26 protein-coding genes are annotated in these 24,719 nt (G+C 72.2%); 17 read left to right on the forward strand and 9 right to left on the reverse strand.

From position 1 onward, the window contains the following. From ABZ434_RS34050 to ABZ434_RS34060, 3 genes are all read right to left on the reverse strand, one after another. Positions 1-254, reverse strand: a 254-nt coding sequence (locus ABZ434_RS34050) for an ATP-binding cassette domain-containing protein (RefSeq protein ID WP_359145293.1), incomplete at its 3' end; no start/stop codon positions are given. A gap of 94 nt (positions 255-348) precedes the next feature. Then, a complete protein-coding gene (locus ABZ434_RS34055) occupies positions 349-1,194 on the reverse strand; it encodes a DUF4097 family beta strand repeat-containing protein (protein ID WP_359145296.1) in 846 nt (281 codons plus the stop codon). Between the two features lie 83 nt (positions 1,195-1,277). Continuing rightward, on the reverse strand, positions 1,278-1,796 hold the full coding sequence (locus ABZ434_RS34060; RefSeq protein ID WP_359145299.1) for a toxin-antitoxin system HicB family antitoxin: 519 nt from the start codon (positions 1,794-1,796) through the stop codon (positions 1,278-1,280). Between the two features lie 688 nt (positions 1,797-2,484). Between ABZ434_RS34060 and ABZ434_RS34065 the strand changes: the two genes are divergently transcribed. From ABZ434_RS34065 to ABZ434_RS34075, 3 genes are read left to right on the forward strand one after another with little or no spacing between them, the layout of a single operon-like run. Further along, positions 2,485-3,402, forward strand: a complete 918-nt coding sequence (locus ABZ434_RS34065; protein WP_359145302.1) for an alpha/beta fold hydrolase — start codon at positions 2,485-2,487, stop codon at positions 3,400-3,402. Next, positions 3,399-4,688 carry an MFS transporter gene (locus tag ABZ434_RS34070; protein WP_359145305.1) on the forward strand — a complete coding sequence of 430 codons (1,290 nt, stop codon included), beginning with the start codon at positions 3,399-3,401 and terminating at the stop codon, positions 4,686-4,688. The genes ABZ434_RS34065 and ABZ434_RS34070 overlap by 4 nt, the downstream gene beginning before the upstream one ends. Beyond that, positions 4,685-5,341 (forward strand): 4'-phosphopantetheinyl transferase superfamily protein, encoded by a 657-nt coding sequence (locus ABZ434_RS34075; RefSeq protein ID WP_359145308.1) that lies wholly within the window; start codon positions 4,685-4,687, stop codon positions 5,339-5,341. Before ABZ434_RS34070 ends, ABZ434_RS34075 begins: the two co-directional genes overlap by 4 nt. A 21-nt stretch (positions 5,342-5,362) precedes the next feature. Here the strand turns inward: ABZ434_RS34075 and ABZ434_RS34080 are convergent, their stop codons facing one another. The 6 genes from ABZ434_RS34080 to ABZ434_RS34105 all read right to left on the reverse strand — a co-directional run bounded on the left by ABZ434_RS34080 (position 5,363) and on the right by ABZ434_RS34105 (position 11,503). Then, positions 5,363-7,084, reverse strand: coding sequence for an ABC transporter ATP-binding protein (locus ABZ434_RS34080; protein ID WP_359145311.1), 1,722 nt, complete (start codon positions 7,082-7,084; stop codon positions 5,363-5,365). Continuing rightward, positions 7,084-7,962 (reverse strand): ABC transporter permease, encoded by an 879-nt coding sequence (locus tag ABZ434_RS34085; RefSeq protein ID WP_359145314.1) that lies wholly within the window; start codon positions 7,960-7,962, stop codon positions 7,084-7,086. Before ABZ434_RS34085 ends, ABZ434_RS34080 begins: the two co-directional genes overlap by 1 nt. Further along, positions 7,959-8,915 (reverse strand): ABC transporter permease, encoded by a 957-nt coding sequence (locus ABZ434_RS34090; protein WP_359145366.1) that lies wholly within the window; start codon positions 8,913-8,915, stop codon positions 7,959-7,961. Before ABZ434_RS34090 ends, ABZ434_RS34085 begins: the two co-directional genes overlap by 4 nt. Positions 8,916-8,917: 2 nt before the next feature. Further along, positions 8,918-10,549, reverse strand: coding sequence for an ABC transporter substrate-binding protein (locus ABZ434_RS34095; protein ID WP_359145317.1), 1,632 nt, complete (start codon positions 10,547-10,549; stop codon positions 8,918-8,920). A 197-nt stretch (positions 10,550-10,746) separates the two neighbouring features. Next, positions 10,747-10,851, reverse strand: coding sequence for a putative leader peptide (locus tag ABZ434_RS34100; RefSeq protein ID WP_359145320.1), 105 nt, complete (start codon positions 10,849-10,851; stop codon positions 10,747-10,749). Next, positions 10,820-11,503 (reverse strand): response regulator transcription factor, encoded by a 684-nt coding sequence (locus ABZ434_RS34105; protein WP_359145323.1) that lies wholly within the window; start codon positions 11,501-11,503, stop codon positions 10,820-10,822. The genes ABZ434_RS34100 and ABZ434_RS34105 overlap by 32 nt, the downstream gene beginning before the upstream one ends. 359 nt (positions 11,504-11,862) lie before the next feature. Here ABZ434_RS34105 and ABZ434_RS34110 point away from each other — a divergent pair, with 359 nt between their 5' ends. The 14 genes from ABZ434_RS34110 (at position 11,863) to ABZ434_RS34175 (ending at position 24,682) form a co-directional block, all read left to right on the forward strand. Next, positions 11,863-13,326: an FAD-dependent monooxygenase gene (locus ABZ434_RS34110; protein ID WP_359145326.1), complete on the forward strand. Its 1,464-nt coding sequence runs from the start codon at positions 11,863-11,865 to the stop codon at positions 13,324-13,326. Between the two features lie 26 nt (positions 13,327-13,352). After that, on the forward strand, positions 13,353-13,679 hold the full coding sequence (locus tag ABZ434_RS34115; protein WP_359145329.1) for a TcmI family type II polyketide cyclase: 327 nt from the start codon (positions 13,353-13,355) through the stop codon (positions 13,677-13,679). Further along, positions 13,676-14,956 carry a beta-ketoacyl-[acyl-carrier-protein] synthase family protein gene (locus ABZ434_RS34120; RefSeq protein WP_359145331.1) on the forward strand — a complete coding sequence of 427 codons (1,281 nt, stop codon included), beginning with the start codon at positions 13,676-13,678 and terminating at the stop codon, positions 14,954-14,956. The genes ABZ434_RS34115 and ABZ434_RS34120 overlap by 4 nt, the downstream gene beginning before the upstream one ends. Further along, a complete protein-coding gene (locus ABZ434_RS34125; protein WP_359145334.1) occupies positions 14,953-16,170 on the forward strand; it encodes a ketosynthase chain-length factor in 1,218 nt (405 codons plus the stop codon). Before ABZ434_RS34120 ends, ABZ434_RS34125 begins: the two co-directional genes overlap by 4 nt. Positions 16,171-16,331: 161 nt before the next feature. Next, positions 16,332-16,613: an acyl carrier protein gene (locus ABZ434_RS34130; protein ID WP_359145337.1), complete on the forward strand. Its 282-nt coding sequence runs from the start codon at positions 16,332-16,334 to the stop codon at positions 16,611-16,613. Positions 16,614-16,622: 9 nt separating this feature from the next. After that, positions 16,623-17,408, forward strand: a complete 786-nt coding sequence (gene fabG, locus ABZ434_RS34135; protein WP_359145340.1) for a 3-oxoacyl-ACP reductase FabG — start codon at positions 16,623-16,625, stop codon at positions 17,406-17,408. A 38-nt stretch (positions 17,409-17,446) separates the two neighbouring features. Then, complete coding sequence (locus ABZ434_RS34140; protein WP_359145343.1) at positions 17,447-18,385, forward strand: aromatase/cyclase; 939 nt, start codon at positions 17,447-17,449, stop codon at positions 18,383-18,385. Next, on the forward strand, positions 18,382-19,566 hold the full coding sequence (locus ABZ434_RS34145; RefSeq protein ID WP_359145346.1) for an FAD-dependent monooxygenase: 1,185 nt from the start codon (positions 18,382-18,384) through the stop codon (positions 19,564-19,566). The genes ABZ434_RS34140 and ABZ434_RS34145 overlap by 4 nt, the downstream gene beginning before the upstream one ends. A 2-nt stretch (positions 19,567-19,568) precedes the next feature. Next, complete coding sequence (locus tag ABZ434_RS34150; protein ID WP_359145348.1) at positions 19,569-20,339, forward strand: SDR family oxidoreductase; 771 nt, start codon at positions 19,569-19,571, stop codon at positions 20,337-20,339. A gap of 55 nt (positions 20,340-20,394) precedes the next feature. Then, positions 20,395-21,360 carry an LLM class flavin-dependent oxidoreductase gene (locus ABZ434_RS34155; RefSeq protein ID WP_359145351.1) on the forward strand — a complete coding sequence of 322 codons (966 nt, stop codon included), beginning with the start codon at positions 20,395-20,397 and terminating at the stop codon, positions 21,358-21,360. Continuing rightward, positions 21,357-22,592, forward strand: a complete 1,236-nt coding sequence (locus ABZ434_RS34160) for an MFS transporter (protein ID WP_359145354.1) — start codon at positions 21,357-21,359, stop codon at positions 22,590-22,592. The genes ABZ434_RS34155 and ABZ434_RS34160 overlap by 4 nt, the downstream gene beginning before the upstream one ends. Beyond that, positions 22,589-23,188 (forward strand): NAD(P)H-dependent oxidoreductase, encoded by a 600-nt coding sequence (locus ABZ434_RS34165; protein WP_359145357.1) that lies wholly within the window; start codon positions 22,589-22,591, stop codon positions 23,186-23,188. The genes ABZ434_RS34160 and ABZ434_RS34165 overlap by 4 nt, the downstream gene beginning before the upstream one ends. Continuing rightward, positions 23,178-23,846: an antibiotic biosynthesis monooxygenase gene (locus ABZ434_RS34170; protein WP_359145360.1), complete on the forward strand. Its 669-nt coding sequence runs from the start codon at positions 23,178-23,180 to the stop codon at positions 23,844-23,846. Before ABZ434_RS34165 ends, ABZ434_RS34170 begins: the two co-directional genes overlap by 11 nt. Continuing rightward, positions 23,843-24,682, forward strand: a complete 840-nt coding sequence (locus ABZ434_RS34175; protein ID WP_359145363.1) for an NAD(P)H-binding protein — start codon at positions 23,843-23,845, stop codon at positions 24,680-24,682. Before ABZ434_RS34170 ends, ABZ434_RS34175 begins: the two co-directional genes overlap by 4 nt. Positions 24,683-24,719: the final 37 nt, after the last annotated feature.

Here is a 24,719-nt window from a genome sequence, read left to right on the forward strand (position 1 = left end):
GTGGCGAGGTCGTGGCCGTCGACGTGCAGCTCGCCGGCGTCGGCGGTGACGAGGGTGGAGAGGATCTTCACGGCGGTGGTCTTGCCGGCACCGTTCGGACCGAGCAGCGCGAACACGGTCCCTGTGGGGATGCGCAGGTCGATCCCGTCGAGGACGACCTTGTCGCCGTAGGACTTGCGCAGACCGATGGCGGACACGGCGAGTGGCTTGCGGTCGTCGCCAGTTCTGGACGTGGGCATGACAGATGAAGGCATGAGGCCCTCCCGTTCGAAGGCTGGAGTGAGTGGGCGGTGGGGCTGGGCGGTCGGCCCCGGGTACCGGGTGGATCGGGGTGAGCCGGCGAGGGCCTCAGGCCTTGGCGCGGCGGATGTCGATGTTGCCGAACCGCGTGCGGGCGCGGACGCTGACGGTGTCCTCGGTCTTCGCGGGAGCCTCTGAGGAGGTGAGGGTGTTGCGTACCTGGCCGGAGCCGGAGTTGGCGTCGAGCCAGGCGGCCGTGCCTTCCCGGATGCCGACCTCGATGGCTCCGTAGCTCGTTTCCAGCTGGACGGTTCCACGGACGACTTCGGCGACGCGCAGGGTCCCGTGGGCCGTGGTGGCCGTGACCGAGTCCTCGGCGCGGGTGATGTCGATGTCGCCGTTGGAACCGCTCACCCGCAGCTCGCCCGTCGCGGCGCCGACCGTCGTGGTGCCGTGCGAGTTCTTCAGGACGGCGGGCCCGTCGACGAGGCCGACGCGCATGCTGCCGGAACTGGTGGTGATCTCGGCCTTGCCCTCGACGTGGTCCACGGTGATCGAACCGTGCGACGCCGTCAGATGGAGCGGGCCGGTGGTGTCGAGGCGGACGTCGCCGGACGACGTCTTGACGCGGACCTCGCCGAGCCGGCCCTCGCCGAGCACCTGGGCCCACGCGCCGGTCATGTCGATGTGCGATCCCGTGGGCAGCTCGACCGTCACGTCGACGGTGCCGGTGCGGCCGATCAGATAGCGCTGCTTGGGCGTCCGGACGGTCAGTACACCGCCGGCGTACGTGACCTGGGTCTGCTCGGCCGCCCGGACGTCCTGGTCCTTCTTCGGGTCGCGGGGCCGCGCCTCGACGACGGTGTCGGAGCGCTCGCCCGCGCTGAACTGGATGGAGCCGGCCTCCACGTGGGCGGTGACCGAGATCGGTTCGGGGGTGTCGAAAGAAGGCATGGCTGTCCCGTCCTCTTGGGTCTTGGTGGCGTCCCCGCTGGTGGGACGTGGTGTGGGTGAAGCGGTGCTGACAGGGGTGGCGGCTAGCGCACCCACCCCGTGAAGCCCTGTCCGAGCGTCCGGCTCTTCTCTGTCGTGCGCGGCCCGGTGCCGCCGTCCACCGCCGCCGAAACCGCTCGCACCAGCCATGCGTTGACCGACAGGCCCTCGCGGGTCGCGGCCTCCTCGGCTCGCGCCTTCAGGTGGGCGGGCAGGCGCAGATTGACGCGAGCGGTGCCGCCCTCGTCGCCGTCCGCCGGCGCCGGGGCCCTGGGAGGTTCGGCGGGCAGGGAGGCCTGCTCCGTGGGGGCGATGTCGGTGGCCGGAAGTGTCACGACGAAGTCGGGGTCGAGGCCGCGCAGCCGTACGTCGACCGAACCGGGGGCGAGCTCGCGGGTGATCTCGTCCATCGCGGCGGAGAGCACGTTGAGCATGGTCAGCCGGGTCGCCGACTCCAGGGGAGCGGTGAGCCTCTCTGCCAGCGCTCGGGCTTCGTCGCCGCCGGCCTCGGCAGCCACCGCGAGTTCGCGGCGGAGGGTGTCGACATACGGTGTGAGGTCCATGACGCCATGATGGCACCATGATGGCGCCATGCGCAAGCGGTGTGGCGTCATTCGTGGGCGTGTGGCCGTGGAGTGGGGTCTGAGCTGCGGAAACGTGATGGCGCTCGGTCGGTTTCTTGTGGCGGTGGGCGCGCCATTGCGCTTCTGGTGGCGCGGAGTGGTGCCATCCGGCGCCATTCGATGTCGTGTGACTCCGTCTGGTGCCATCTGGCACGCCGTGGCGCCACGCGGTGCCACGTGGTGCCGCCTCGTGCCAGATGACTGGCCTCGTGCCGGGCGGCCAACAGCAGACGGTGAACTACAGGCGGTGCACAGCCGGCGTGGGCGGCGGAGTCGGACGAGTCGCCGTGAGCGGGCGGTACCGATCGCGCGTCACCGGCCGGGGCGGATGTTCCGTCCGGTGCCTCGGTACAGCCGCGTCGGCGCCGCAAGTGACGCCCGGATCACCCGGGCGGGCGAATCCGCCGGATGTGCCTGCACGGACAGGAAGCCTCTGAGGGCCGAGGTCGTCGTACCCCTCGGCGGCCAATCCCTGACCGCCTCCTGACCGCTGCCTGTCCGTTCCTCGACGGCGCGGAGACGGAGTTCTGAAGGAGCCCTGAACCGGGATGCCTTGTCCCGTTCCCCGGCCGCACCGGATCCTGGGAGGACGGTGCCCGCGGCGGGCGTACGAGAACGGGGACGCACGATGCTGACGACGACGGCACACCCTGAGCAGGAGGCCACCGCGTCCGGAGGCCTGTCGCCGGGGGTCCGCAGGATCACCCTCGACGCGGCCGGGATCCCCCTGTCCGCGCTGCTGAGCGAACCGGCTGACGGACGTCCGTCGCGCGCCACCGTCGTGGCCCTGCACGGCGGCGGAATGAGCGCCGGATACTTCGACGGGCAGGCGCATCCGGACGTCTCCCTGCTGACGCTGGGGGCCCGCCTGGGCTGCACCGTGCTCGCGCTCGACCGGCCCGGGTACGGCGCCTCGGCTCCGTACCTGCCCACCGGGCAGCGTCTCCAGCATCAGGCGGAGACGGTCCGCGCGGCGCTCGCCGACGCGCAGGCCCGCCTGACGTCCGGTCCGCTGTTCCTGCTCGCCCACTCCTTCGGCGGGAAGCTCGCCCTCGCCCTCGCCGCCGATGCCCCGCCCGGCTCCTTCCTGGGCCTGGACGTCTCCGGCTGCGGGCACCGGCCGGCCGTCTCCGCGGAACTTCTGGGCCACAGAACGCGTACCAGCCTGCGCCGGTACAACTGGGGGCCCCTGCGGCTCTATCCGGACGGAACCTTCAGCGAGGTCGGGGCCGTCGTCGCCCCGATGCCGGAGCAGGAGATCGAATCGGCGCAGGAGTGGGACACGCTGGCCCCGCGTCTGCTGCCGCGCGTGCGGGTGCCGGTGCGCTTCACCTTCGCCGAACACGAGGCCTGGTGGCGCCAGAGCGAAGCGGACCTCACCGACCTCGCCGCGCAGTTCTCGGCAGCGCCCCGCGTCCTCGTCGAACGGCTCACCGGGGCCGGGCACAACATCAGCCTCGGCTGTGCTGCCAGGACCTACCACCTGCGGGCCCTGGCCTTTCTCGAAGAGTGCCTCGACGCGGGCGCGCAGTCCGCCGCACGGTGACCGCCGACGCCCGTGCCCACCCCTTCCGGGCCCTCGGGACCCACAACTTCCGGCAGTTCGCCGCGGGCCAGGTGGTCTCGGTCGCGGGCACCTGGATGATGGTCGTCGCCCAGGACTGGCTGGTCCTGGAACTGACCGGGGACTCAGCGACGGCCCTCGGCACCGTCACGGCTCTTCAGTTCACCCCGATGCTGCTCTTCACCCTCCACGGCGGAAGGCTGGCCGACCGGTACGACAAGCGGGCGCTGCTGCTGGCCGCCAACCTCCTGTCAGGCCTCCTCGCGCTTCTCCTGGCGGTGTTCGTCCTCACCGGCACGGCAGGGCTGACGGACGTCCATGTCTTCGCGTTCTGTCTCGGCCTGGTCAACGCCGTCGAGGTCCCCACCCGGATGGCGTTCGTCGGTGAGCTGGTGCCTCCCCACCTGCTGCCGAACGCGTCGGCGTTGAGCGCTGCCTACTTCAACGTCGCCCGTGTCGCCGGCCCCGCCGCGGCCGGCCTGCTCCTCACCGTCCTCGGGACCGGCTGGGTCATGCTGGTCAACGCCCTCAGCTATCTCGCGACCGTCATCGCGCTGCGCCGGATACGCCCCGCCGAGCTCTATCGCACAGCCCGCGCGCCAGGGCGCACGCGTGTCGTCGACGGACTGCGATACGTGCGCGGGCGCTCCGATCTGATCATCCCGTTCGCCCTGGTCGCCGGCGTCGGCCTGTTCGGTCTCAACTTCCAGCTCACGCTGCCGCTGCTCGCCAAGACCGTCTTCCACGCCGACGCCTCGTCGTTCGGCCTGCTCACCACCGTCTTCGCCGCGGGCTCACTCACCGCCGCGTTCCTCACCACGGCCCGCACCACGCGGCCGTCCGCCCGCCTGGTCACCGCGTCGGCCCTCGTCTTCGGGGCGCTGGAGGCCACGGTCGGCCGGGTGCCGGGATATCCGGCCGTCGTGGTCCTGCTCTTCCTCACCGGCGGTGCCTCCGTCTACTTCGCCCAGGCCGCCAACCACCGCATCCAGCTCGGCTGCGCGCCCCTCTACCGGGGCCGCATCCTCGCCCTGTACGCCCTCATCCTCCAGGGCTCCACCCCACTCGGCGCCCTGATGGTGGGGTACGTAGCCGAGGCCCACGGCGCTCGAAGCGCGTTCGTCGTGGGCGGGCTGGCCTCGCTCGGCACCGGCCTCGTGGCCCTCTGCCTGCGTGCGGGCCGCGGCGGACCCGGGCCCACCGGGGACGACCCCGGGACCCTCGGGCCCACCACCGAGGACGTGCGGACCGGGAACGTGCGGCCGTGAACGCCCTGCCGCACGTCCTGCTCCGGACCCTGTCACTGCCCCCACCGGGCGAACCCTCCGCGCCCCTGGCCCACAGCTGCCTCGACGACGGGGAACGGGCCCGCGCGGCCGCCTTCGTCGGTACGCGAGCCCGCCTTCGCTACCTCACCGCCCATGTCGCGCTGCGCCACGTCCTCGCCGAGCACACCGGCACGGACCCGGCGCGGCTGCGGTTCGGGCGCGAGGGGGCCGGCGGCGACGCGGAGGGCCGACCGCGCGGCCGGCCGGTCCTGCTGGGCCTTCCGGAGGGGCCGCACTTCTCCCTCTCGCACAGCCATGACCTGATCATGATCGCCGTCGCCGCCGTGCCCGTCGGGCTCGATGTGCAGCGCGTGCCACCACCCGGCACCGTCGACGCACTGCTGCCGCGGCTGCACCCGGAGGAGAGCGAGGCGCTGCGGGGCATTCCCCCCGCCGGGCGCACCGCCGCCTTCACCCGGCTGTGGACGCGCAAGGAGGCCTATCTCAAGGGCCTCGGTACCGGGCTCGCGCGGGGAACGGCCCTCGACTGCCTCCTGGAAGGGGCGCGGACGCCACCGCCGGCCGGCTGGCACGTCCACGACGTCCCCGCGCCCCCCGGGTACGCGGCGGCGACCGCCGCCCGGCACCTCTGACCCCCGAAGCCGTGAGAGGCCCTACGCTCCGGCCGCCGCACCCGCACGGCGCGAACCGGCCACCGAGGCGAGCAGTTCGCGGGTGTACGCGTGGGCGGGCTCGGCGAACACCCGCGCCACCGTGCCGGACTCGACGAGCCGGCCGCCCCGCATCACCCCGACGCGGTGCGCGATCCCCCGCACCACGGCAAGGTCGTGCGAGATGAACAGGCAACTCAGCCCCGACTCGTCCTGAAGCTCGGCGAGCAGATCCAGGATGCGTGCCTGCACCGACACGTCGAGCGCCGACACAGGCTCGTCGCACACCACCAGGTCGGGGCGCAGTGCCAGCGCCCGGGCGATCGCCACCCGCTGCCGCTGCCCACCCGACAACTCGTGCGGGCGCCGCCGCAGTACGCCGGCCGGGAGCCGCACCCGGTCCAGGAGAGCGACCGCCTCCTGCGCGCGCCCGGTGCGGCTGCCCACCCGGTGGGCACGCAGCGGCTCCGTGATGATGTCCCCCACCGACAGGCGCGGGTCGAGAGAGGCGTAAGGGCTCTGATGGACGATCTGCATGCGGCGCCGCAGCCGGCGCAGCGCCTCCCCGCGCAAGCGGGTGATGTCCTCGCCGTCGAAATGGACCGTGCCGGACGTCGGATCGGCGAGGCGGACCAGGAGCCGGGCGGTGGTCGACTTGCCCGATCCCGACTCACCGACCAGGGCGAAGGTCTCCCCGCGCCCGATCCTCAGGTCCACGTCGTCGACGGCACGGACGGGTGCCGCCGTGCGACCGGCCCCGGGGAACTCCTTCACCAGCCCCCGGGCCACGACCAGATCCCGGACCGGTCCGGGGGTCCGGGCCGGCGGTGTCCTCTCCCTTACCGACGCCAGGCTCGGCGCGGACCGCAACAGCTCGCGGGTGACCGTGTGCGCGGGGGCGCCCAGCACCTCGTCGACCGGCCCGGACTCGACGATCTCGCCGTCCGACATCACCGCCACACGCTGCGCCCGGTCGGCCGCGACACCCAGATCGTGGGTGATGAGCAGGACCGCCGTTCCGGTCCGGGCGACGAGTTCGTCCAGGTGGTCGAGGAGAGCCCGCTGCACGGTGACGTCGAGCGCGCTGGTGGGCTCGTCGGCGATCAGCAGCCTGGGCCGGGCGGCAAGGGCGATCGCGATGAGTGCCCGCTGCCGCATCCCGCCGGAGAGTTCGTGCGGGTACTGCCGGGCCCGCAGCTCCGGTTGCCGCAGGCCCGCCTCGGCGAGGAGCTCGACGGCCCGCCGCTCCGCCTGGCGCCGGCTGTCCACCAGCTTGTGGATCAGGAGGACTTCGCCGACCTGCGGGCCGATGCGGCGGACCGGGTTCAGCGACACCATGGGGTCCTGCGGAACGAACCCGATGTCCCGGCCGCGGTGGCGGCGCATCGCCGCCTCGCCGGCCGCGGCGAGATCGGTCGCGCCGAAGACGATCCGGCCCGCCGTGCGCGCAGCGCCGGGCGGCAGCAGGCCCACGACGGCATGGGCCGTGGTGGACTTGCCCGACCCCGAAGCACCCACCAGGGCGACCACCTCGCCGGGTGCGACGTTCAAGCTCACTCCGCGCACCGCGTCCACCCGGCCGGTGCCCGAGCGGTAGGAGATCCGCAGGTCCTCGACCCCGAGCAGCACGGGGGGCACCCCGGCTCCTGCGGGCGGGGTCTCGGACACGGACCGGTCCACCGGCCGGGCGGCCGGGCCGTCCGGCGGTGTCATCGGCTTCGTCATCAGGTGTTCTCCTTCGCCTCGCCGTCGAGGGCGCGAGCGATGCGATTGGCGGCCAGGACCGTCGCCGCCAGGGCGAGGCCGGGCAGCGTGGTCAGCCACCAGGCAGTGGCGAGGTAGTCGCGGCCACCGGCGACCAGCGACCCCCACTCCGGGGCCGGCGGGCGCGCCCCGTAACCGAGGAACGACAACGAGGACACCTGGAGCACGACCGCGCCGAAGTCCACCGCCGCGTACACGAGGACGGGCCCGGCCGCGTTGGGCAGCACGTGCCGCAGCAGCACGCCGTACCGGCGCGTGCCACTGGCGCGGGCTGCCTCCACATACGTGGTGCGGGCGACCCGCAGGACCTCGGCCCGCATGATCCGGGCGAACATGGCCACGCTCGTCACCCCGACGGCCACGGCGACCTCGATCGTCCCGAAGCCGAGTGCGGTCACGAGCGCGAGCGACAGCAGCAGCCCGGGCACGGCGAGCAGCACATCGGTGAGCCGCATCAGCACTCCGTCGACCCAGCCGCCGGCCGCACCGGACACCAGCCCGGTCAGTGATCCCGCCACCAGGCCCACGAGCACGGCGAGCGCCGTCGCCCGCAGCGTGAGGGAGCTGCCGTGCACCAGCCGGGTGAACAGATCGCGGCCGAGCTGGTCGGTGCCCAGGAGATGCTCCGCGCTCGGCGGCTGGAGCCGGTCTCGGGGAACACCGGTCAGCGGATCGCCTCCCGCCAACGCGGCAGGGTGCAGTGCGGCGAGCAGGACCAGGGCGATGAACACGACGGACAGGACGAGACCGGGCCGGGCGAGCCAGAACCGGACGGCCCGGCGCCGCCGCGCGGCCCGCTCCGGAGCCCCGCCGGCCAGGGACGTGCCGAGCGCGGTCACGGGGTCACCGCCCTCGGGCCCGTCGTCCTGATCCGCGGGTCGAGCACCGGGTGCAGCAGGTCCACGGCCAGGTTCGCCAGGACGAACGCGCACGCCCCGAACACCACGAGCCCTTGGACGACGGGGATGTCCTGGGACGTCACGGCGGTCGCCGTCAGCCGGCCGATACCGGTGCGGGAGAAGACGGTCTCCACCACCACGGACCCTGCCAGCACATGGCCGACCAGGACCCCGGCGACGGTCAGCGGTGCGAGAGCGGCGTTGCGGGCCGCATGGGAGAGGTGGACGCGGAGCCGGCTCGCCCCCTTGGCGGCCGCCGTCTCGATGTACGGCTCGGCGAGTGCGGTGCGCAGGCTCTTCGCGAAGACCTGGGCGACCAGGGCGGCTGCCGGCAGCGACAGGGTCACCGCCGGCAGCACCAGCGAGGCGAGGCCCTCCTCGCCGAAGGCCGGCACCAGGCCCCAGCGGAAGGAGACGAGCTGGATGAGCACGAGGCCGACCCAGAAGGTGGGGGCGGCCACCCCCGCCGACGGCAGCGAGAGCAGCAACTGCCGCAGCCACCGCCGGCGGGTGTACGTGCCGGCCAGGGCGACCCCGGCTCCCAGCGGCAGGGCGAGGGCCAGTGTGGCCGCCGTGAGCTCCAGCGTGGCCGGCCACGCGTCCGCGATCATCCGGGAGACGGGCTCACCGCTGTGGACGGAGGCGCCGAAGTCCCCGCGCAGGGCGTCGCCGAGCCGCGTCGCGTACTGCTCCGCTACCGGCCGGTCAAGGCCGTACCGGTCGCGCAGCGAGGCGAGTTGCTCCGGCGTGACGGAGGTGCTGTCGCCCCCGCCGGCCGCCATGACGGTCACGGGGTCGCCGGGCAGCAGATAGAGCACCCCGAACGACAGGGTGTACGCGGCCCAGAGGACGAACAGGGCCTGCGCGAGGCGGCGTACGACGTACGTGACCATGTTCAGGACAGCCACGCGTCGTGGAACTGCGGGTAGGACGTCGAGTCCAGTGTCAGGCCGTGCACCTTCTTGCTGATGCCGTACACGCTCGCCATCTCGAACACCGGTATCTGGTAGCCCTGTTCCAGTACGCGGCGCTGAGCGGTGGAGACCAGCGCGGCCCGCTTGTCCGGGTCGCTCGCGGCGGCCTGAGCGTCCAGTGTCCGCTCCAGTTCCGCGTCGGTGATCCGGCCGAGGTTGAGCAGCTTGCCGGAGAACGCGGTGCGCAGGACGTCCGGGTCGTTGCGGGTGCCGTTGCCCCAGGCGAGGTCGTAGTCACCCGCGCCCCGCGCCTGCTGGTAGTCGGGCAGGGAGAGCAGCGTGAGGTCGATGCCGATGCCGCTCTTGCGCAGCTGCTGCTGGATCAGTTCCAGCACCGTCTGGTTGGGGCCGAAGTTGGCACCCAGGATGACCTTCAGCCTGAGCTTCTTTCCGTCCTTCACCCGGATACCGTCCGGGCCGGGCAGCCAGCCCGCCGCGTCGAGCGTGCTCCTGGCCCGTGCGGGATCGTGCGCGAGCAGCTTCGTGTTGTCGGCGTACCCGCCCGTGGAGCTGGACAGAGCACTGGTCGCGGGGAGATAGCTGGGACTGAGCACGGTCCGCACGACCTCGTCGCGGTCCACGGCCGTCAGGAGCGCTCGACGCACGGCCGGGTCCTTGGTGAGCGGCCGCGCGGTGTTGGCGCTGAGGGCGACGGGTACTCCCGGGTTGGGCCGGTCGAGCACGGTGAACCGCTGGGACGCCAGGGTGGTCTGGTCCTGCGGGGCGACTCCTGCGATGGCGTCGACCTGCCCCGAGGCCAGGCTTCCGCTGCGCACGCCTGCCTCCGGGACGACCTTGAAGGTGAGCTTGTCCAGATAGGCGGACCCGGGGCGCTTCCAGAGCGGAGACCCCCAGGTGTAGCCGCTGCGCCTGGTCAGTTCCACCGAGGTGTTCGGCGTGTAACCGTCCAGGGTGAACGGCCCGGACCCGATCAGTTCGGCGGTGCAGCGCCGGTCTGCGGGAAGCTTCAGGCTCGCCGGGGAGAGGAGTCCGAGTGTCGCCGTCGAAGTCGCCTGCAGGAACTGCGCGTTGGGGCCCTTGAAGGTGACCTTGGCCGTGTACGGGTCGACCACCTCGGTGCCGCGATAGCCCTGGAGGAACCCGGCGCCCAGCATCGATTTGGCGCCGAGCGCCACGACGGCGTCCAGATTCGCCTTGACCGCCTCGGCGTCGAGCGGTGTGCCGTCGGCGAAGGTGACACCCTCGCGCAGGGTGAAGGTGTACTGCGAGGCATCCGGCGAGACCTCCCACGACCGTGCGATCCACGGCACGATCTGTCCCGTCCTCGGATTCTGGTCGGTGAGCGAGTCGACGTAGGTACGGGCGGCGTACAGGGCGTCGGTGGTCGTGGCCTGGTGCGGATCCATGCACCCCGGATCCGAGGACAGCGCGAACCTGAGGTGGCCGCCGGACCGCGGCGCGGTCCCTGCCTCGTCGGAGGACCCGGATGCTCCGGAGCAGGCGGTCGCGGTGAGCGACAGGACGAGCGCGGTGGCGAGGGCGGCCAACGGGGATCTCGCGAAGCTGCGCGAGGGTGCGGGACGTGTGGACATGAGGGAACGACTCCGGGTGAACGAGAGCGGAAGGGGCAGGACCGGCCCCGCGCAAGTCGCGGGACGGCAGGGAGCGGCTGTTGCCCACGGGGCAGAGCCGCGCACCGGTCCGGCGCGGGCCGTCGGACCGGCTCGGCGCATGGCTGCCCGGGCACGCCGATGAGGACGGCTGCCCGTGGCAAGCGGATGGCTGGGCGTCAGTGACCCGGACAGAGGGCGCCGGCGATGCGCTGCAGATCGATGTGCCGACGGGTCGTCAGCGGTACGCGCTCAGACACGGCCCATCCTGAAGCCGACACCACGGACGGTGATGATCCAGTCGGGCGAGCCGAGCTTCGCCCGGACAGCGCTCACATGCGTGTCGATCGTCCTGCTCATGCGGGTACCGGGAAGGTGCCGTCCCGGGAATCCCCACACGCCGGCCATCAACGAGGCCCGCGAGTGCACCGTGTGCGGCTCCGACGCGAGCCGGTGCAGCAGGTCGAACTCCTTGAGGGTGAGACCGACCAGCCGGCCGTTGAGCCGCACCTCCCGGGTCTCCGGGTCGATGCACAGCGAACCGTGCGCGATCGCCGCCGCCCGCGAACCGCGGGCGGGTTCCGGGCGGGAGCGGCGGAGCACCGCGTCGATGCGGGCGAGCAGTTCGCGAAATCCGTACGGCTTCGCCATGCAGTCGTCGCAGCCCGCCTGCAAGCAGAGAATCCGGTCGAGTTTCATGCCGGCATCCGTGAACGCGATGACAGGAATATCACTCTTCGCCCGGACGGTCCGGCAGACTTCGAGGCCGTCGATGTCCGGAAGGAGGAGGTCAATCAGAAAGAGATCGAATTTCTCGTGCCTTTCCAAGGCATCGGTGCCCGTCGCGCTGATCTCCACGTCATAACCGTGACGCTTCAGTTGGGTGCTCAATCTGTTTCCGTTCGACCTGTCGGAATCAACGACCAGGACGCGCATCAGTTTCCCCCGTTCCAAGGCGCAGGCGCGGCACCCGAAGTGACGGCCCCAGGCTAGACACGGGCCGGCGCAACTGACTGTGAGCGGCGTCACAGGAGTGATCCGATCCGGGGCCCCTGCGCCTTCCTGGGAAAGGATTTGTACTTCCCCTGACATTCCCCTGTCAGTGACCGAGCACTCCGACGTGGCGCACAAGCGGCCCGGAACCGTGAACGTCAGGGATTCGCCCCCTCGGCTTGACGATCGCCTGACAGCTCCTTGCGCAGGACCTTGAATTTCTGCCTTGAAAACAAAAAGTGCGGCGACGGAAGATATTTCGTGTCAGCAGGAATCGAACGGACCGTCAGTCGGGAGACTCCATGGATGCGTCGGTCATCATCGTCGGAGCGGGACCGGCCGGGCTCGTACTCGCCGGTGAACTACGTCTGGCCGGAATCGACGTCGTGGTCGTCGAACGCCTTTCCCGGCGCACCGGCGAATCACGCGGCCTCGGTTTCACCATTCGCACGACGGAAAGTCTCGACCAGCGTGGCCTGTTGGCGCGCTTCGGGGAGGTGGAGAGCAGTACACAGGGCCACTTCGGCGGCATCCCGCTCGACCTGGCCGTCCTCGGAGCCGCCCACCCCGCCGCCCGGGGCGTGCCGCAGTCCGTCACGGAGTCGGTCCTGGAGGGCTGGGCGCGTGAACTTGGCGCCGACATCCGGCGCGGACAGGAGTTCCTGTCGCTCCAGGACACGGGCGAGAGCGTCACCGCACGCATCAGGGACGGTGACCGGGAAACCACTCTCACCGCGCGCTACCTCGTTGCGGCGGACGGCGGACGCAGCACGGTCCGCAAGGCCGCCGGCTTCGACTTCCCCGGGACCGAGGCCACCACGGAACTGCTCCTCGCCGACATCCGTGGCGTGGACGTGAACCCCCGGGCCACCGGGCAGAGCCTCGCGGGCGGGATGGTCATGGCCGCACCGCTCGGCGACGGTCTGCACCGCGTCATCGTCGGCGAACGCGGCGCCCTGCCGAGCCGGCGCACCGGGCCGCCCTCCTTCGGCGAGGTCGCCGACGTGTGGAAACGCCTCACCGGCAACGACATCTCGGGTGCCGAGGCGGTGTGGGTGTCGGCCTTCACCGACGCCACCCGGCAGGCCTCCGAGTACCGCCGGGGCCGCGTCCTGCTCACCGGCGACGCCGCCCACATCCATCTGCCGGCCGGCGGACAGGGCATGAACACCTCCATCCAGGACTCGTTCAACCTCGGCTGGAAGCTCGCGGCCGTCCTGCACGGCACGGCGCCCGCCACCCTGCTCGACACCTACCACTCGGAACGCCACCGGGTGGGGCGGCAGTTGCTCGCCAACACCCGTGCCCAGAGCCTGCTCATCCTCGGCGGAGACGACGTGCAACCGCTGCGGGACGTCCTGTCCGAACTCCTTCCGTACGAAGAGGTGGCCCGCCACCTCGCCGCCAAGGTCAGCGGGGTCGACATCCGGTACGACACCGGACCGGGCACCCACCCCCTGCTCGGCGCCCGCCTGCCCCATCTGGAGCTCACCACCGGGGCCGCCCGCACCAGCTCCACCGCCCTGCTGCGCCCCGGCCGAGGCGTACTGCTCGACCTCACGGACAACCCATGGCTGCGCCGCCGGGCCGCGCGCTGGCGGGACCGGATCGACCTGGTCACCGCGGTCCCGCACGGCCCCGTTCCCCAAGACCTCACCCGCACCACCGCGGTCCTGGTGCGCCCGGACGGCTACGTCGCCTGGGCCGCCCCCGGCAGTCACCACGATCTGCCCGCCGCCCTGGACCGCTGGTTCGGACCCGCCTGACCCCCACCGCACTCAGAGAGGCCACCATGCACAGCAACCTCATCGTTGCCCGGATGGAACTCGGCAGCGCCGACGAAGTCGCCCGTCTCTTCCACGAGTTCGACACCACCGACATGCCCCACCGGATGGGCACCCGCCGCCGCCAGCTGTTCGCTTACCGCGGGCTGTACTTCCACCTTCAGGACTTCGACGGCGAGGACGGCGGCGAGCGCATCGAGGCAGCCAAGTCGGACAGCCGGTTCATCGGAATCAGCGACGACCTCAAGCCCCACATCGCGGCCTACGACCCCGCCACCTGGCGCTCACCGTCCGACGCCCTCGCCCGGCGCTTCTACCACTGGAGCGCCAAGTGACCCCCGCCCCGGCGCGCCGCGTCGTCATCACCGGCGTGGGGGTCACAGCCCCCGGCGCCCTCGGCACCAAGGACTTCTGGCAGCTGATCTCCGACGGCCGCACCGCGACGCGCCGGATCTCCCTCTTCGACCCCTCGCCGTTCCGCTCCCAGGTCGCCGCGGAGGTCGATTTCGACCCCGAACTCGCAGGCCTCGGCCCGCAGGAGATCCGGCGCATGGACCGGGCGGCCCAGTTCGCCGTGGTCACCGCCCGCGAGGCCGTCCACGACAGCGGGCTCGACCTCACGGCCCTCGACCCGGTGCGCACCGGAGTCACCATCGGCAGCGCCGTCGGTGCCACCACCGGCCTCGACCAGGAGTACCGCACGGTCAGCGACGGCGGCAGGCTCGACCTGGTCGACCACCGCTACGCCGTTCCGCACCTCTACAACTTCCTGGTCCCCAGCTCCTTCGCCACCGAGGTCGCCTGGGCCGTCGGCGCGGAGGGCCCCGGCACCGTCGTCTCCACCGGCTGCACCTCCGGGCTGGACGCCATCGGCCACGCCGCCGGAGTCATCAGGGACGGACTGTCCGACGTGATGGTGGCCGGCGCCACCGACGCGCCGATCTCGCCGATCACGGTGGCCTGCTTCGACGCGATCAAGGCCACCACCCCCCGTAACGACGATCCCGCACACGCCTCCCGCCCCTTCGACTCCAGCCGCAACGGATTCGTCCTCGGCGAGGGCGCCGCCGTCTTCGTCCTGGAGGAGCTCGACAGCGCCCGCCGGCGAGGAGCCCACATCTACGCCGAGATCGCCGGATACGCCACCCGGTCCAACGCCTTCCACATGACCGGACTGCGGCCCGACGGAAAGGAGATGGCCGAGGCGATCCGCGTGGCCCTGGACGAGGCACGGCTCGACGCCGAGGACATCGACTACATCAACGCCCACGGCTCCGGCACGAAGCAGAACGACCGCCACGAGACCGCGGCGTTCAAACGGAGCCTGGGTGACCACGCCTACCGGACCCCGGTCTCCTCGATCAAGTCGATGGTCGGCCACTCGCTGGGCGCCATCGGATCCATCGAGGTGGCCGCGTCCGTCCTCGCGATGGAGCACCACGTCGTTCCTCCCACGGCCAACCTCCACCATCCCGACCCCGAATGCGACCTCGACTACGTGCCCCTGACCGCCCGCGACCGGCACACCGACGCGGTGCTGTCCGTCGGCAGCGGCTTCGGCGGGTTCCAGAGCGCAGTCGTCCTCGCCCGCCCCGATCGGAGCACCCGATGAGCGCAGAGACGGTGATCACCGGAATCGGCGTCGCCGCCCCCAACGGCCTCGGCCTGGAGACGTACTGGCAGGCCACCCTCGCCGGGCGGCTGGCCATCGCCCCGCTGACCCGCTTCGACCCGACGCCCTACCCCTCCCGGCTGGCCGGCGAGATCGCCGGTTTCGACGCCCGCGAACTGCTGCCGGGCCGACTCCTGCCGCAGACCGACCGCATGACGCGGCTGTCGCTCGTCGGTGCCGACTGGGCCCTCGCGGACGCGGACGTCAGCCCCGGGGAACTGCCCGACTACGACGTCGGCGTGATCACCGCCGGTCACTCCGGCGGCTTCGAGTTCGGCCAGAACGAGCTCAAGGCGCTGTGGAGCAAGGGCGGCCCCTACGTCTCCGCGTACCAGTCCTTCGCCTGGTTCTACGCGGTCAACAGCGGACAGATCTCCATCCGCACCGGGGCCCGGGGGCCGAGCAGCGTCGTCGTCAGTGACCAGGCCGGCGGCCTCGACGCCCTCGCCCAGGCACGACGCCAGGTCCGCAAGGGAACCCCCGTCGTCATCGGCGGCGCCATCGACGCCTCGCTGTGCTCCTGGGGGTGGGTGGCCCAGATCGCCGGTGGCCGGCTCACCACATCCGAGGACCCCGAACGTGCGTACCTCCCCTTCGACACCGACGCATCCGGACACGTACCGGGGGAGGGAGGCGCCCTCCTCGTCGTCGAGGACGCCGAGCACGCCCGCCGCCGCGGCGCCCCCCGCGTGTACGGCGCGATCGCCGGCCATGCCTCCACGATGGACCCGCGGCCGGGCAGCGGGCGCGCCCCTGGTCTCCAGCGGGCGATCGAGCTGGCCCTGGCCGACTCCGGAAGCGAACCGGGCGACGTCGACGTCGTGTTCGCCGACGCCGCCGCCGTACCCGAACTCGACCGGGCGGAGGCCGAGGCGCTCACCAAGGTCTTCGGGCCGCGTGGGGTGCCGGTCACCGCGCCCAAGACCATGACCGGGCGCCTGTACTCCGGCGCGGCACCGCTCGATGTCGCCGCCGCCCTGCTCTCCCTGCGGGACGGGGTCATCCCGCCGACGGTCGGCTCCACCCTCGCCGAGACGTACGAGATCGACCTCGTCGGCACCCGGCCCCGGCCCGCCGCACTGCGCACCGCGCTGGTCCTCGCCCGCGGACAGGGCGGCTTCAACTCCGCCCTCGTCGTGCGTGCCGCCGGCTAACAGGCGGGACGCACCCTCGCCCCGGACACCCGCCCACCCTCCCGGGCCACCACCGCCCAGCACCTCACCATCGCCCCGGACACGTGCCCGCCCTCCCGGGCCACCACCGCCCACCACCCCGCCACCGCCCACGACGCATCCTCGCCAAGAAGGGTCCCGCCATGTCCTCGCCCGACACCCACACCGCCTTCGCCCTCGACGACCTGCGCCGCATCCTCCGGGAGGCCGCCGGAGCCGAGGAGGGTGTCGACCTCGACGCCGACATCCTCGACACCACGTTCGACGCTCTCGGCTACGAGTCGCTCGCCCTGCTGGAGACGGGCGGCCGGATCGAGCGCGAGTACGGCATCGCCCTCGACGACGACACCCTGACCGACGCCGACACGCCCCGGGCGCTGATCGACGTGGTCAACACCCAGCTGACCGCCGCCCGCACCGCCTGAGGAGTCCTCATGTCCCAGCACACCGGTCCCGTCGCCCTCGTCACCGGCGCCACCAGTGGTATCGGTCTCGCCGTCGCCCGGCTGCTCGCCGGCCAGGGGCACAGGGTCTTCGTCGGGGCCCGCAGCGACGACAACGTCAACGCCACCGTCAAGGAACTGCGGGCGGAGGGACTGGACGTCGACGGAACCACCCTGGACGTCCGGTCCGCCGACGACGTCCGTGCCTTCGTCCGGGCCGCCGTGGACCGCTACGGCACGGTCGATGTCCTCGTCAACAACGCCGGCCGCAGCGGGGGAGGGGTCACCGCGGACATCGCCGACGACCTGTGGGACGACGTCATCGACACCAACCTCACCAGTGTCTTCCGCGTCACCCGGGAGGTACTGAACGCCGGGGGGCTGCGCAGCAAGGACCGGGGCCGGATCATCAACATCGCCTCCACCGCGGGCAAACAGGGCGTCGTCCTCGGCGCCCCCTACTCGGCCTCCAAGCACGGCGTGGTCGGCTTCACCAAGGCTCTGGGCAACGAGCTGGCCCCCACCGGAATCACCGTCAACGCCGTCTGCCCCGGTTATGTGGAGACGCCGATGGCCCAGCGCGTGCGCGAGGGCTACGCGGCCGCCTACGCGACCACCGAGGAAGCGGTCCTGGAGAAGTTCACCGCGAAGATCCCGCTCGGGCGCTACTCCACACCCGAGGAGGTCGCCGGTCTCGTCGGGTACCTCGCGTCCGACACCGCCGCCTCCATCACCGCGCAGGCCCTGAACGTCTGCGGCGGCCTCGGCAATTTCTGACGCGACATCAACCTGCGTTTAAAAAAGGAGACTTCAACATGACAACCCGCGAGGTCGAGCACGAGATCACCGTCCGGGCCGCCGCCCTCGACGTCTACCGTCTGCTCGCCGAGGTCGAGAACTGGCCCCGGCTCTTCCCGCCCTCCGTGCACGTCGAACAACTGGAGGTCGACGGAGACCAGGAGCGCATCAGGATCTGGGCCACGGCCAACGGCGAGGCCAAGAGCTGGACCTCCATCCGCATCCTGGACCGCGAGAAGCTGCGGATCCGCTTCTGGCAGGAGATACCCGCTCACCCCGTCGCCGAGATGACCGGGACCTGGATCATCGAGCCCCTCGCCGAGCAGGAGACCCGGGTCCGCCTCCTCCACGAGTACCGTGCCGTCGACGACGACCCGGAGAAGCTGACCTGGATCGACGAGGCCGTCGACCGCAACAGCCGGGCCGAGCTGCCCGCCCTCAGGGCGAACCTCGAGCTCGGCGCCCACGACGCCGGACTGTTCCTCTCGTTCGAGGACTCCGTACGCATCGACGGCTCCGCCAAGGATGTGTACGACTTCCTCAACGAGGCCACGCACTGGTCCGAGCGGCTCCCGCACGTCGCCGGTGTCCGCCTCACCGAGGACACCCCCGGCCTGCAGATCCTGCGCCTGGACACCCGCACGCGGGACGGATCGACGCACACCACCGAATCCGTCCGGGTCTGCTTCCCCTACCGCAGGATCGCCTACAAGCAGACCACTCTGCCCGGCCTGCTCACCCTGCACACCGGCTACTGGCAGATCGACGAGGACGCCGACGGAGTCACCACCGCCACCTCGCAGCACACCGTCGTCCTGGACGCGGAGAAGATCACCGGGATCCTCGGGGACGGCGCCGGAGTCCCCGAGGCCCGCGCCTACATCCGTGACGCCCTCGGCGGCAACAGCCGCGCCACCCTGGGCCACGCCAGGCAGTACGCGGAAGCCCGGCGTTGACCGGGCCGGCACCCGGGACCCCGGCATCCGACGTGATCATCGTCGGGGCGGGGCCCGTCGGTCTGCTCCTGGCCGGCGAACTGCGCCTGGGCGGAGCACGGGTGACCGTGCTGGAGCAACTCGTCGAACCCACCACGGAATCCCGGGCGTCCACCCTGCACGCCCGCACCCTGGAGATCCTCGAGGACCGCGGCGTGCTGCGTCGCCTGGGTGCCCTGCCCGACGGCGGTCCGGGCCACTTCGGCGGGCTCCGCCTCGACCTCGCCGAGGCGGAGCCCGGCCACCCGTACGCCGGACAGTGGAAGTGCCCCCAGGCCCGGCTCGAAGCTGTCCTGATGCTCTGGGCCACCGGCCTCGGGGCCCGCGTCCGGCGCGGACACCGCGTCACCGGCCTCACGCCCCGCCCCCGCCGGGTGGACGTCGAGCACACCGGACCCGACGGAATCAGGCACCACTCCGCGGCCGCCTTCGTCGTCGGCTGCGACGGCGAACGCAGCACGGTGCGGCACCTCGGCGGCTTCGAGTTCGCCGGCGAGGACGGAACGCTGGAGATGCTGCGCGCCGATGTGGCCGGCCTCGACGTACCCGACCGGCGGTTCGAGCGGCACCCGCACGGACTGGCCACCGCGCACCGCTGGCCCGACGGCTCCACCCGGGTGATGGTCCATCTCTTCGGCACACCGCCCGGCCGGCGCACCGGACCGCCCCCGTTCACGGAGGTGGCCGCCACGTGGGCGAAGGTCACCGGCGAGGACATCGCCCACGGCACACCGCTGTGGCTGAACGCGTTCGACGACACGAGCCGGCAGGCCACGGCCTACCGGCGCGGGAGGGTCCTGCTCGCCGGGGACGCCGCCCACGTACAGATGCCGGTAAGCGGGCAGGCACTCAACCTGGGCCTCCAGGACGCCGCCGCCCTGGGGCCCCGGCTCGCCGCCCGCGTCACCGGCCGTGCCGACGACGGCGGACTCGACGCCTACCAGCGCGAACGCCACCCGGCAACGGCCCGCGCCCTCGACGGAATCCGGGCCCAGGCACGGCTGCTGCTCGGCGGCCCCGAAGTGGACGCCGTGCGCGACACCCTCGCCGAACTCATGCGCCTGGGCCCCGTCCGCCGCCATCTCGCCCGGACCGTCACCGGACTCGACACCCCCCTACCACCCACATCCTCAAGGAGCTGACCATGAGCAACAGGCTCGAAGGCAGGACCGCACTCGTCACCGGGTCCAGCCGGGGCATCGGCCGCGCCATCGCGATCCGGCTCGCCCGTGAGGGCGCCCTCGTCGCCGTCCACTACGCGAACGACGAGAAATCCGCCGACGCGACTCTGGAGACCATCGAGCAGGAGGGCGGCCGCGGCTTCACCGTGCGCGCCGAACTGGGCGTCCCGGGCGACGTCCACGAACTCTTCCTCGGCCTGGAACGCGGGCTGAAGGAGCGCACCGGCGAGACCACCCTCGACATCCTCGTCAACAACGCGGGCGAGACCACCCAGGACGGCGTCGCCCCCGAGGACGTCACCCCCGAGCAGTTCGACCGCTTCTTCGCCGTCAACGCCAAGGCCCCCTACTTCCTGATCCAGCGGGCCCTGCCGTCCGTCCCCGAGGGAGGCAGGATCATCAACATCTCCTCCGGACTGACCCGGGTCGCCAACCCCGGCCAGGTGGCGTACGCCATGACCAAGGGCGCCATCGAACAGCTCACCCTCCACCTGGCCCGGCAGCTCGCCCCCCGCGGCATCACGATCAACAGCGTCGCGCCGGGGATCACCGACAACGGGAGCCCCGTCTTCGACATCCCCGAAGCGGTGGCGGAGATGGCCAAGCTGTCCGCCTTCCAGCGCGTGGGGGAGGCGGGGGACGTCGCCGACGTCGTCACCTTCCTCGCCACCGACGAAGCGCGATGGATCACCGGGTCCTTCGTCGACGCCACCGGCGGCACCCTCCTCGGCTGAAGTCCGTCCGCACCGCCCCGGACATGTCCGCCACCCCCTTCGAAAGGCATCTGTCATGGACGTCGGACTCCTCTTCGACCTGCGCAACCCCGGTCAGTGGCACCGCCCCTGGGCCGACCACTACGCGCGGACCCTGGAGTTCTGCGAGGAAGCGGACCGCCGCGGTGCCGGCGGACTGTGGTTCACCGAGCACCACCGCTTCGAGGACGGCTACCTGCCCCAGCCCCTGACCTTCGCTGCAGCCGTCGCCGCCCGCACCCGCCGCGCACGCATCGGCACCTCCGTCGTCCTGCCGGCCCTGCACCACCCCGTCGACATCGCCGAACAGGCCGCGATCGTCGACATCCTCAGCGACGGCCGGCTCGAACTCGGCCTCGGCGCCGGCTACCGCGTCCCCGAGTACGCGCTCTTCGACGCCGACTTCGGCCACCGCTTCGCACGGACCGAGGAACGCATCGCCGAGATCCTGCGGCTGTGGCGCGAACGGGACATCACCCCCCTGCCGATCCAGGACCCGCCGCCGGTCTGGGGCGGCTTCTACGGGCCGCGCGGCGCCCGGCTCGCGGGCCGGCTGGGCATCGGGCTGCTGCACATCTCACGCGAACGCTTCGCCCAGTACCGCGAGGGCCTGGCCGAAGGCGGCCACGACCCGGAGACCGCGCGCGTGAGCGACCTGGTTCCCCTCCTGCTCTCCCGCGACCCGGAGGCCGCCTGGCACCGCATCGGCCCCCACCTGGTCCACCAGGTGAACTCCTACCGGCAAGGAGCCCTCCAGGGCACCGCCTTCGACGGCCCGCCGCCGCTCACCATCGAGGACCTCCGCGACCCGGACGCCACGGACCGTCGCGGACTGCTCGACATCCTCACCCCCGAGGACGCCGCCGTCCGCATCAAGGAACTGACGGCGGGGCTCCCCGTGAAGCACCTCATCTTCTGGGCGAGCATCGCCGGGATGCCGGACGACCTGGTCGCCGAGAACCTGGAGCTGGTCACCGAGCAGCTGCCGCGCCTGCTGCCATGACGGACACGAACCGGGCTCCCGCCGGACACGCGTGGGCGCTGCTGCTCATCCTGTCCGGGAACATGGTCCTGGACGCGATCGAGGTGTCGATCGTCCTCGTCGCCCTGCCGGTGATCGCGGACGACCAGGGTCTGACGCTGCTCACCGTGCAATGGCTCATGAGCGGGTTCGCCCTCGGGTTCGCGGCCCTGCTGACCACCGGGCCCCGGCTCGCCGCCCGGTTCGGAAGACGTCGCGTCTACTTCGCCGCGATGCTCGGCTTCGCCCTCGCGTCGGTGGTGGGCGGCCTGGCCGACGGCCCCGCCCTGCTCATCGCGACCCGGGTGGCCAAGGGCGCGTGCGCGGCACTCACGGCGCCGATGGGGCTCGCCATCATCGGCACCGCCTTCCCCGAGGGCCCCGAGCGGCGGCGAGCCGTCTCCGTCTACTCGCTCTTCGGGGCCGCGGGATTCACGGCAGGACTCCTGCTGTCCGGGGCCCTCCTGGAGGCGGGCTGGCGCTGGATCTTCCTCGTGCCCGCTCCCGTCGCCCTCGCCCTGCTGCTGTGGGGGCTGCGGGTGGTCCCCGACGAGGAGACCGTCGCACCGGCCCCTGCCACCGACCGCGCCGGGCCCCTCGTGACCGGATCACCCGGGCGTGACCACGTACTGCTGCGCACCTGTCTGGGCGCGGCCACGCTGAACGGCACCTACCACGGGCTGCTGTTCCTGCTCACCTTCCAGGCGCAGACCGAACTCGGCCTCTCGCCCTGGCTCGGTGCGCTCGCGCTGCTGCCCGCCTGCGTGCCGCTGGCCGTGACTGTGCCGTTCGCCGGGTCCCTGGTCCGGCGCCACGGAACGGGACGACTCATCGCGCTGGGCGCCGCGGCGCCCCTGCTCGGATACCTGTTCGCTCTGTGGCGGCCTCCCTCGCACTCGTACCTCACCGGCGCACTGCCGGTCCTGCTGCTCGTCGGCGCGGGGTTCGTCCTGTCCTTCGCCGCGCTCAACCTGCGGGCCGCCGAAGCCGTTCCGGCGTCCCGCCGCACCACTGCCATTCCGCGCTACCAGACGGCCGTACAACTCGGCGCGGTCCTGCTCATCCCGCTGACCGCCTGGCTCCTGACGGCCTTCGACGACCGGCGCCCGGCCCTCGCCCTGCTGGCCGCAGCGGCGGCCGTGGGCCTGGCAGCCGCCCTTCCCGGACTCCGCCACGACGGACGCCGCCCACTCCCGCAGAAGGAAGCCGCATGACCCACTCCGCCTCACCACTCTCCCTGGCCGTCATCACGGCCAGCGTCCGCGACGGGCGCCTCGGCCCCACCCCGGCCGACTGGTTCACGCGCCGGGCCCGCGCCCGAGCCGAGTTCGACGTGCACGCCGTGGACCTGCTCGCCCACCCCCTTCCCCTGGTACTTCCCGCACCGGGCCAGGAACCGCACGCCGACGTGGTCCCGCACCGCAACGCGCTGCGTACGGCGCTCGCCCGGTCCGATGCCTTCGTCGTGGTGACCCCCGAGTACAACCACAGCTTCCCCGCCGCCCTCAAGAACGCCCTGGACTGGTTCCTGACCGAGTGGGCCGCGAAGCCCGTCGGATTCGTCTCGTACGGCGGGCTGGCCGGCGGACTGCGCGCCGTCGAGCAATTGCGGCCGGTCTTCGCCGAACTGCACGCCGTCACCGTCCGCGAGACCGTCAGCTTCCACACGGCGTGGGAGGCCTTCGACGGTGGGGGAGAACCGCTCGACGCCAAGAGCAGCGAAGGCGCCGCCGATCTCCTGCTCGACCAACTCCGTTGGTGGGGCGACGCATTGCGCAAGGCGCGGGCGGAGCAGCCCTATGGGAGCTGAGCCCAGGGCCGCCGCCCGCCGCGGCCCCGACATCGCCCGCAGGGACGTCTCCTCGGTCCACATCACCCACTGGTACGCCCCCGGCCGCTCCGCCGGACTCGCTCTCCTGGACGGGGTGTCCGGTCAGTGGGCCGGCGCCGCATGGCCCGAGGGCCTGCTCTCCTTCCACGCGTACCTGAGCACGGAGGGCGACACCGTCCTCGCCTACGTCCAGGCCACCCGCCCCACGGCCCATCGTGATCTCACCCGGACACTGCGGGGTCCGGCAGCCGCCGGGGCCGTCTCCTACCGCCTGCACACCAGCGTCGTCCTGGACCGCTCCGCAGCGCCGCCCGGCGCGGTCGTGATCGCCACCTTCGACGTGGACGGTCCGGAGCGTCAGGACCGCATCGTCGAATCCGTCGCGAAGGCCGTCACCGAGGCACCGCCCGCACAGCGCGAGGGCATGCTCAGCGCCCACTTCCACGCAGCCACGGACGGCAGCCGGGTGCTCAACTACGCCGAGTGGACCAGCGACGAGGCGCATCTGGCGTTCCTCGACGGGGCAGCCCGGCGGGCCACCCTCCGGGCAACCGGCGCGACCCCCGGGGTCCGCCCCATCGGGTTCCGCCGCTTCCACCTCCACCACGGCATCACCCCCGACAGGAGCGGCACATGACCATTCTGGTGACCGGAACACGCGGGCGGGTCGGCGGCTCCGTCGTGCGCGGGCTGCTCGCAGCCGGGGAGAAGGTGCGGGCCGCGAGCGCCGACCCCGCCTCCCTGACGACGCTGCCCGGCGAGGTGGAGCGGATACGACTCGACCTGTCCGCGCCGCACGGATTGCGCGAGGCCCTGCACGGCGTACAGAAGATCTTTCTGTACGCCCAGCCGGCCGGCGCCGCCCGTCTGACCGAGGCCGCGGCGGCAGCAGGGGTCGGGCACATCGTGCTGCTCTCCTCCCTCGCCATCGACACCCACGGGGCGGGCACCACCCCGATCGCCCAGCAGCATGTGCTGGTGGAGGACGTGCTGCGGGCCTCGGGGCTCGGATGGACCTTCGTCCGGCCCGGCGGCTTCTCCGCCAACGCGCTCCAGTGGGCGAAGGACATCAAGGCCGGACGTCCGCTGCGGCTCGCCTACCCCGAGACCTACAGCGAGCCGGTTCATGAGTCCGACGTCGCCGACGTGGCGGTACGCGCGCTGCTGGACGAGGCCCACCGGGGTGCCACGCTGCGTGTCACCGGACCCGAGTCCCTGTCGGCACGGCGTCAGACGGAGCTCATCGCAGCGGCCGCGGGCCGGGACGTCCGGGTGCGGCTCATCTCACCCGAGGAGTACCGGGACCAGCTCGCCGCCTTCCTGCCCGCACCGGTCGTCGACACACTCCTCGACTACCAGGCGGCGCGGGACGGCCGGCCGCAGGCGACGACCGACGATGTGCGGTCCGTCCTCGGCCGGCCGGCGTTGTCCTTCGGGCAGTGGGCGAAGGACAACGCCGGAGCCTTCCGCTGACAGGCCCCACGCAGGAGCGGCGCCCCCACGCGGGGGC

The organism is Streptomyces sp. NPDC005761, from assembly GCF_040630635.1.
GTDB lineage: Bacteria > Actinomycetota > Actinomycetes > Streptomycetales > Streptomycetaceae > Streptomyces.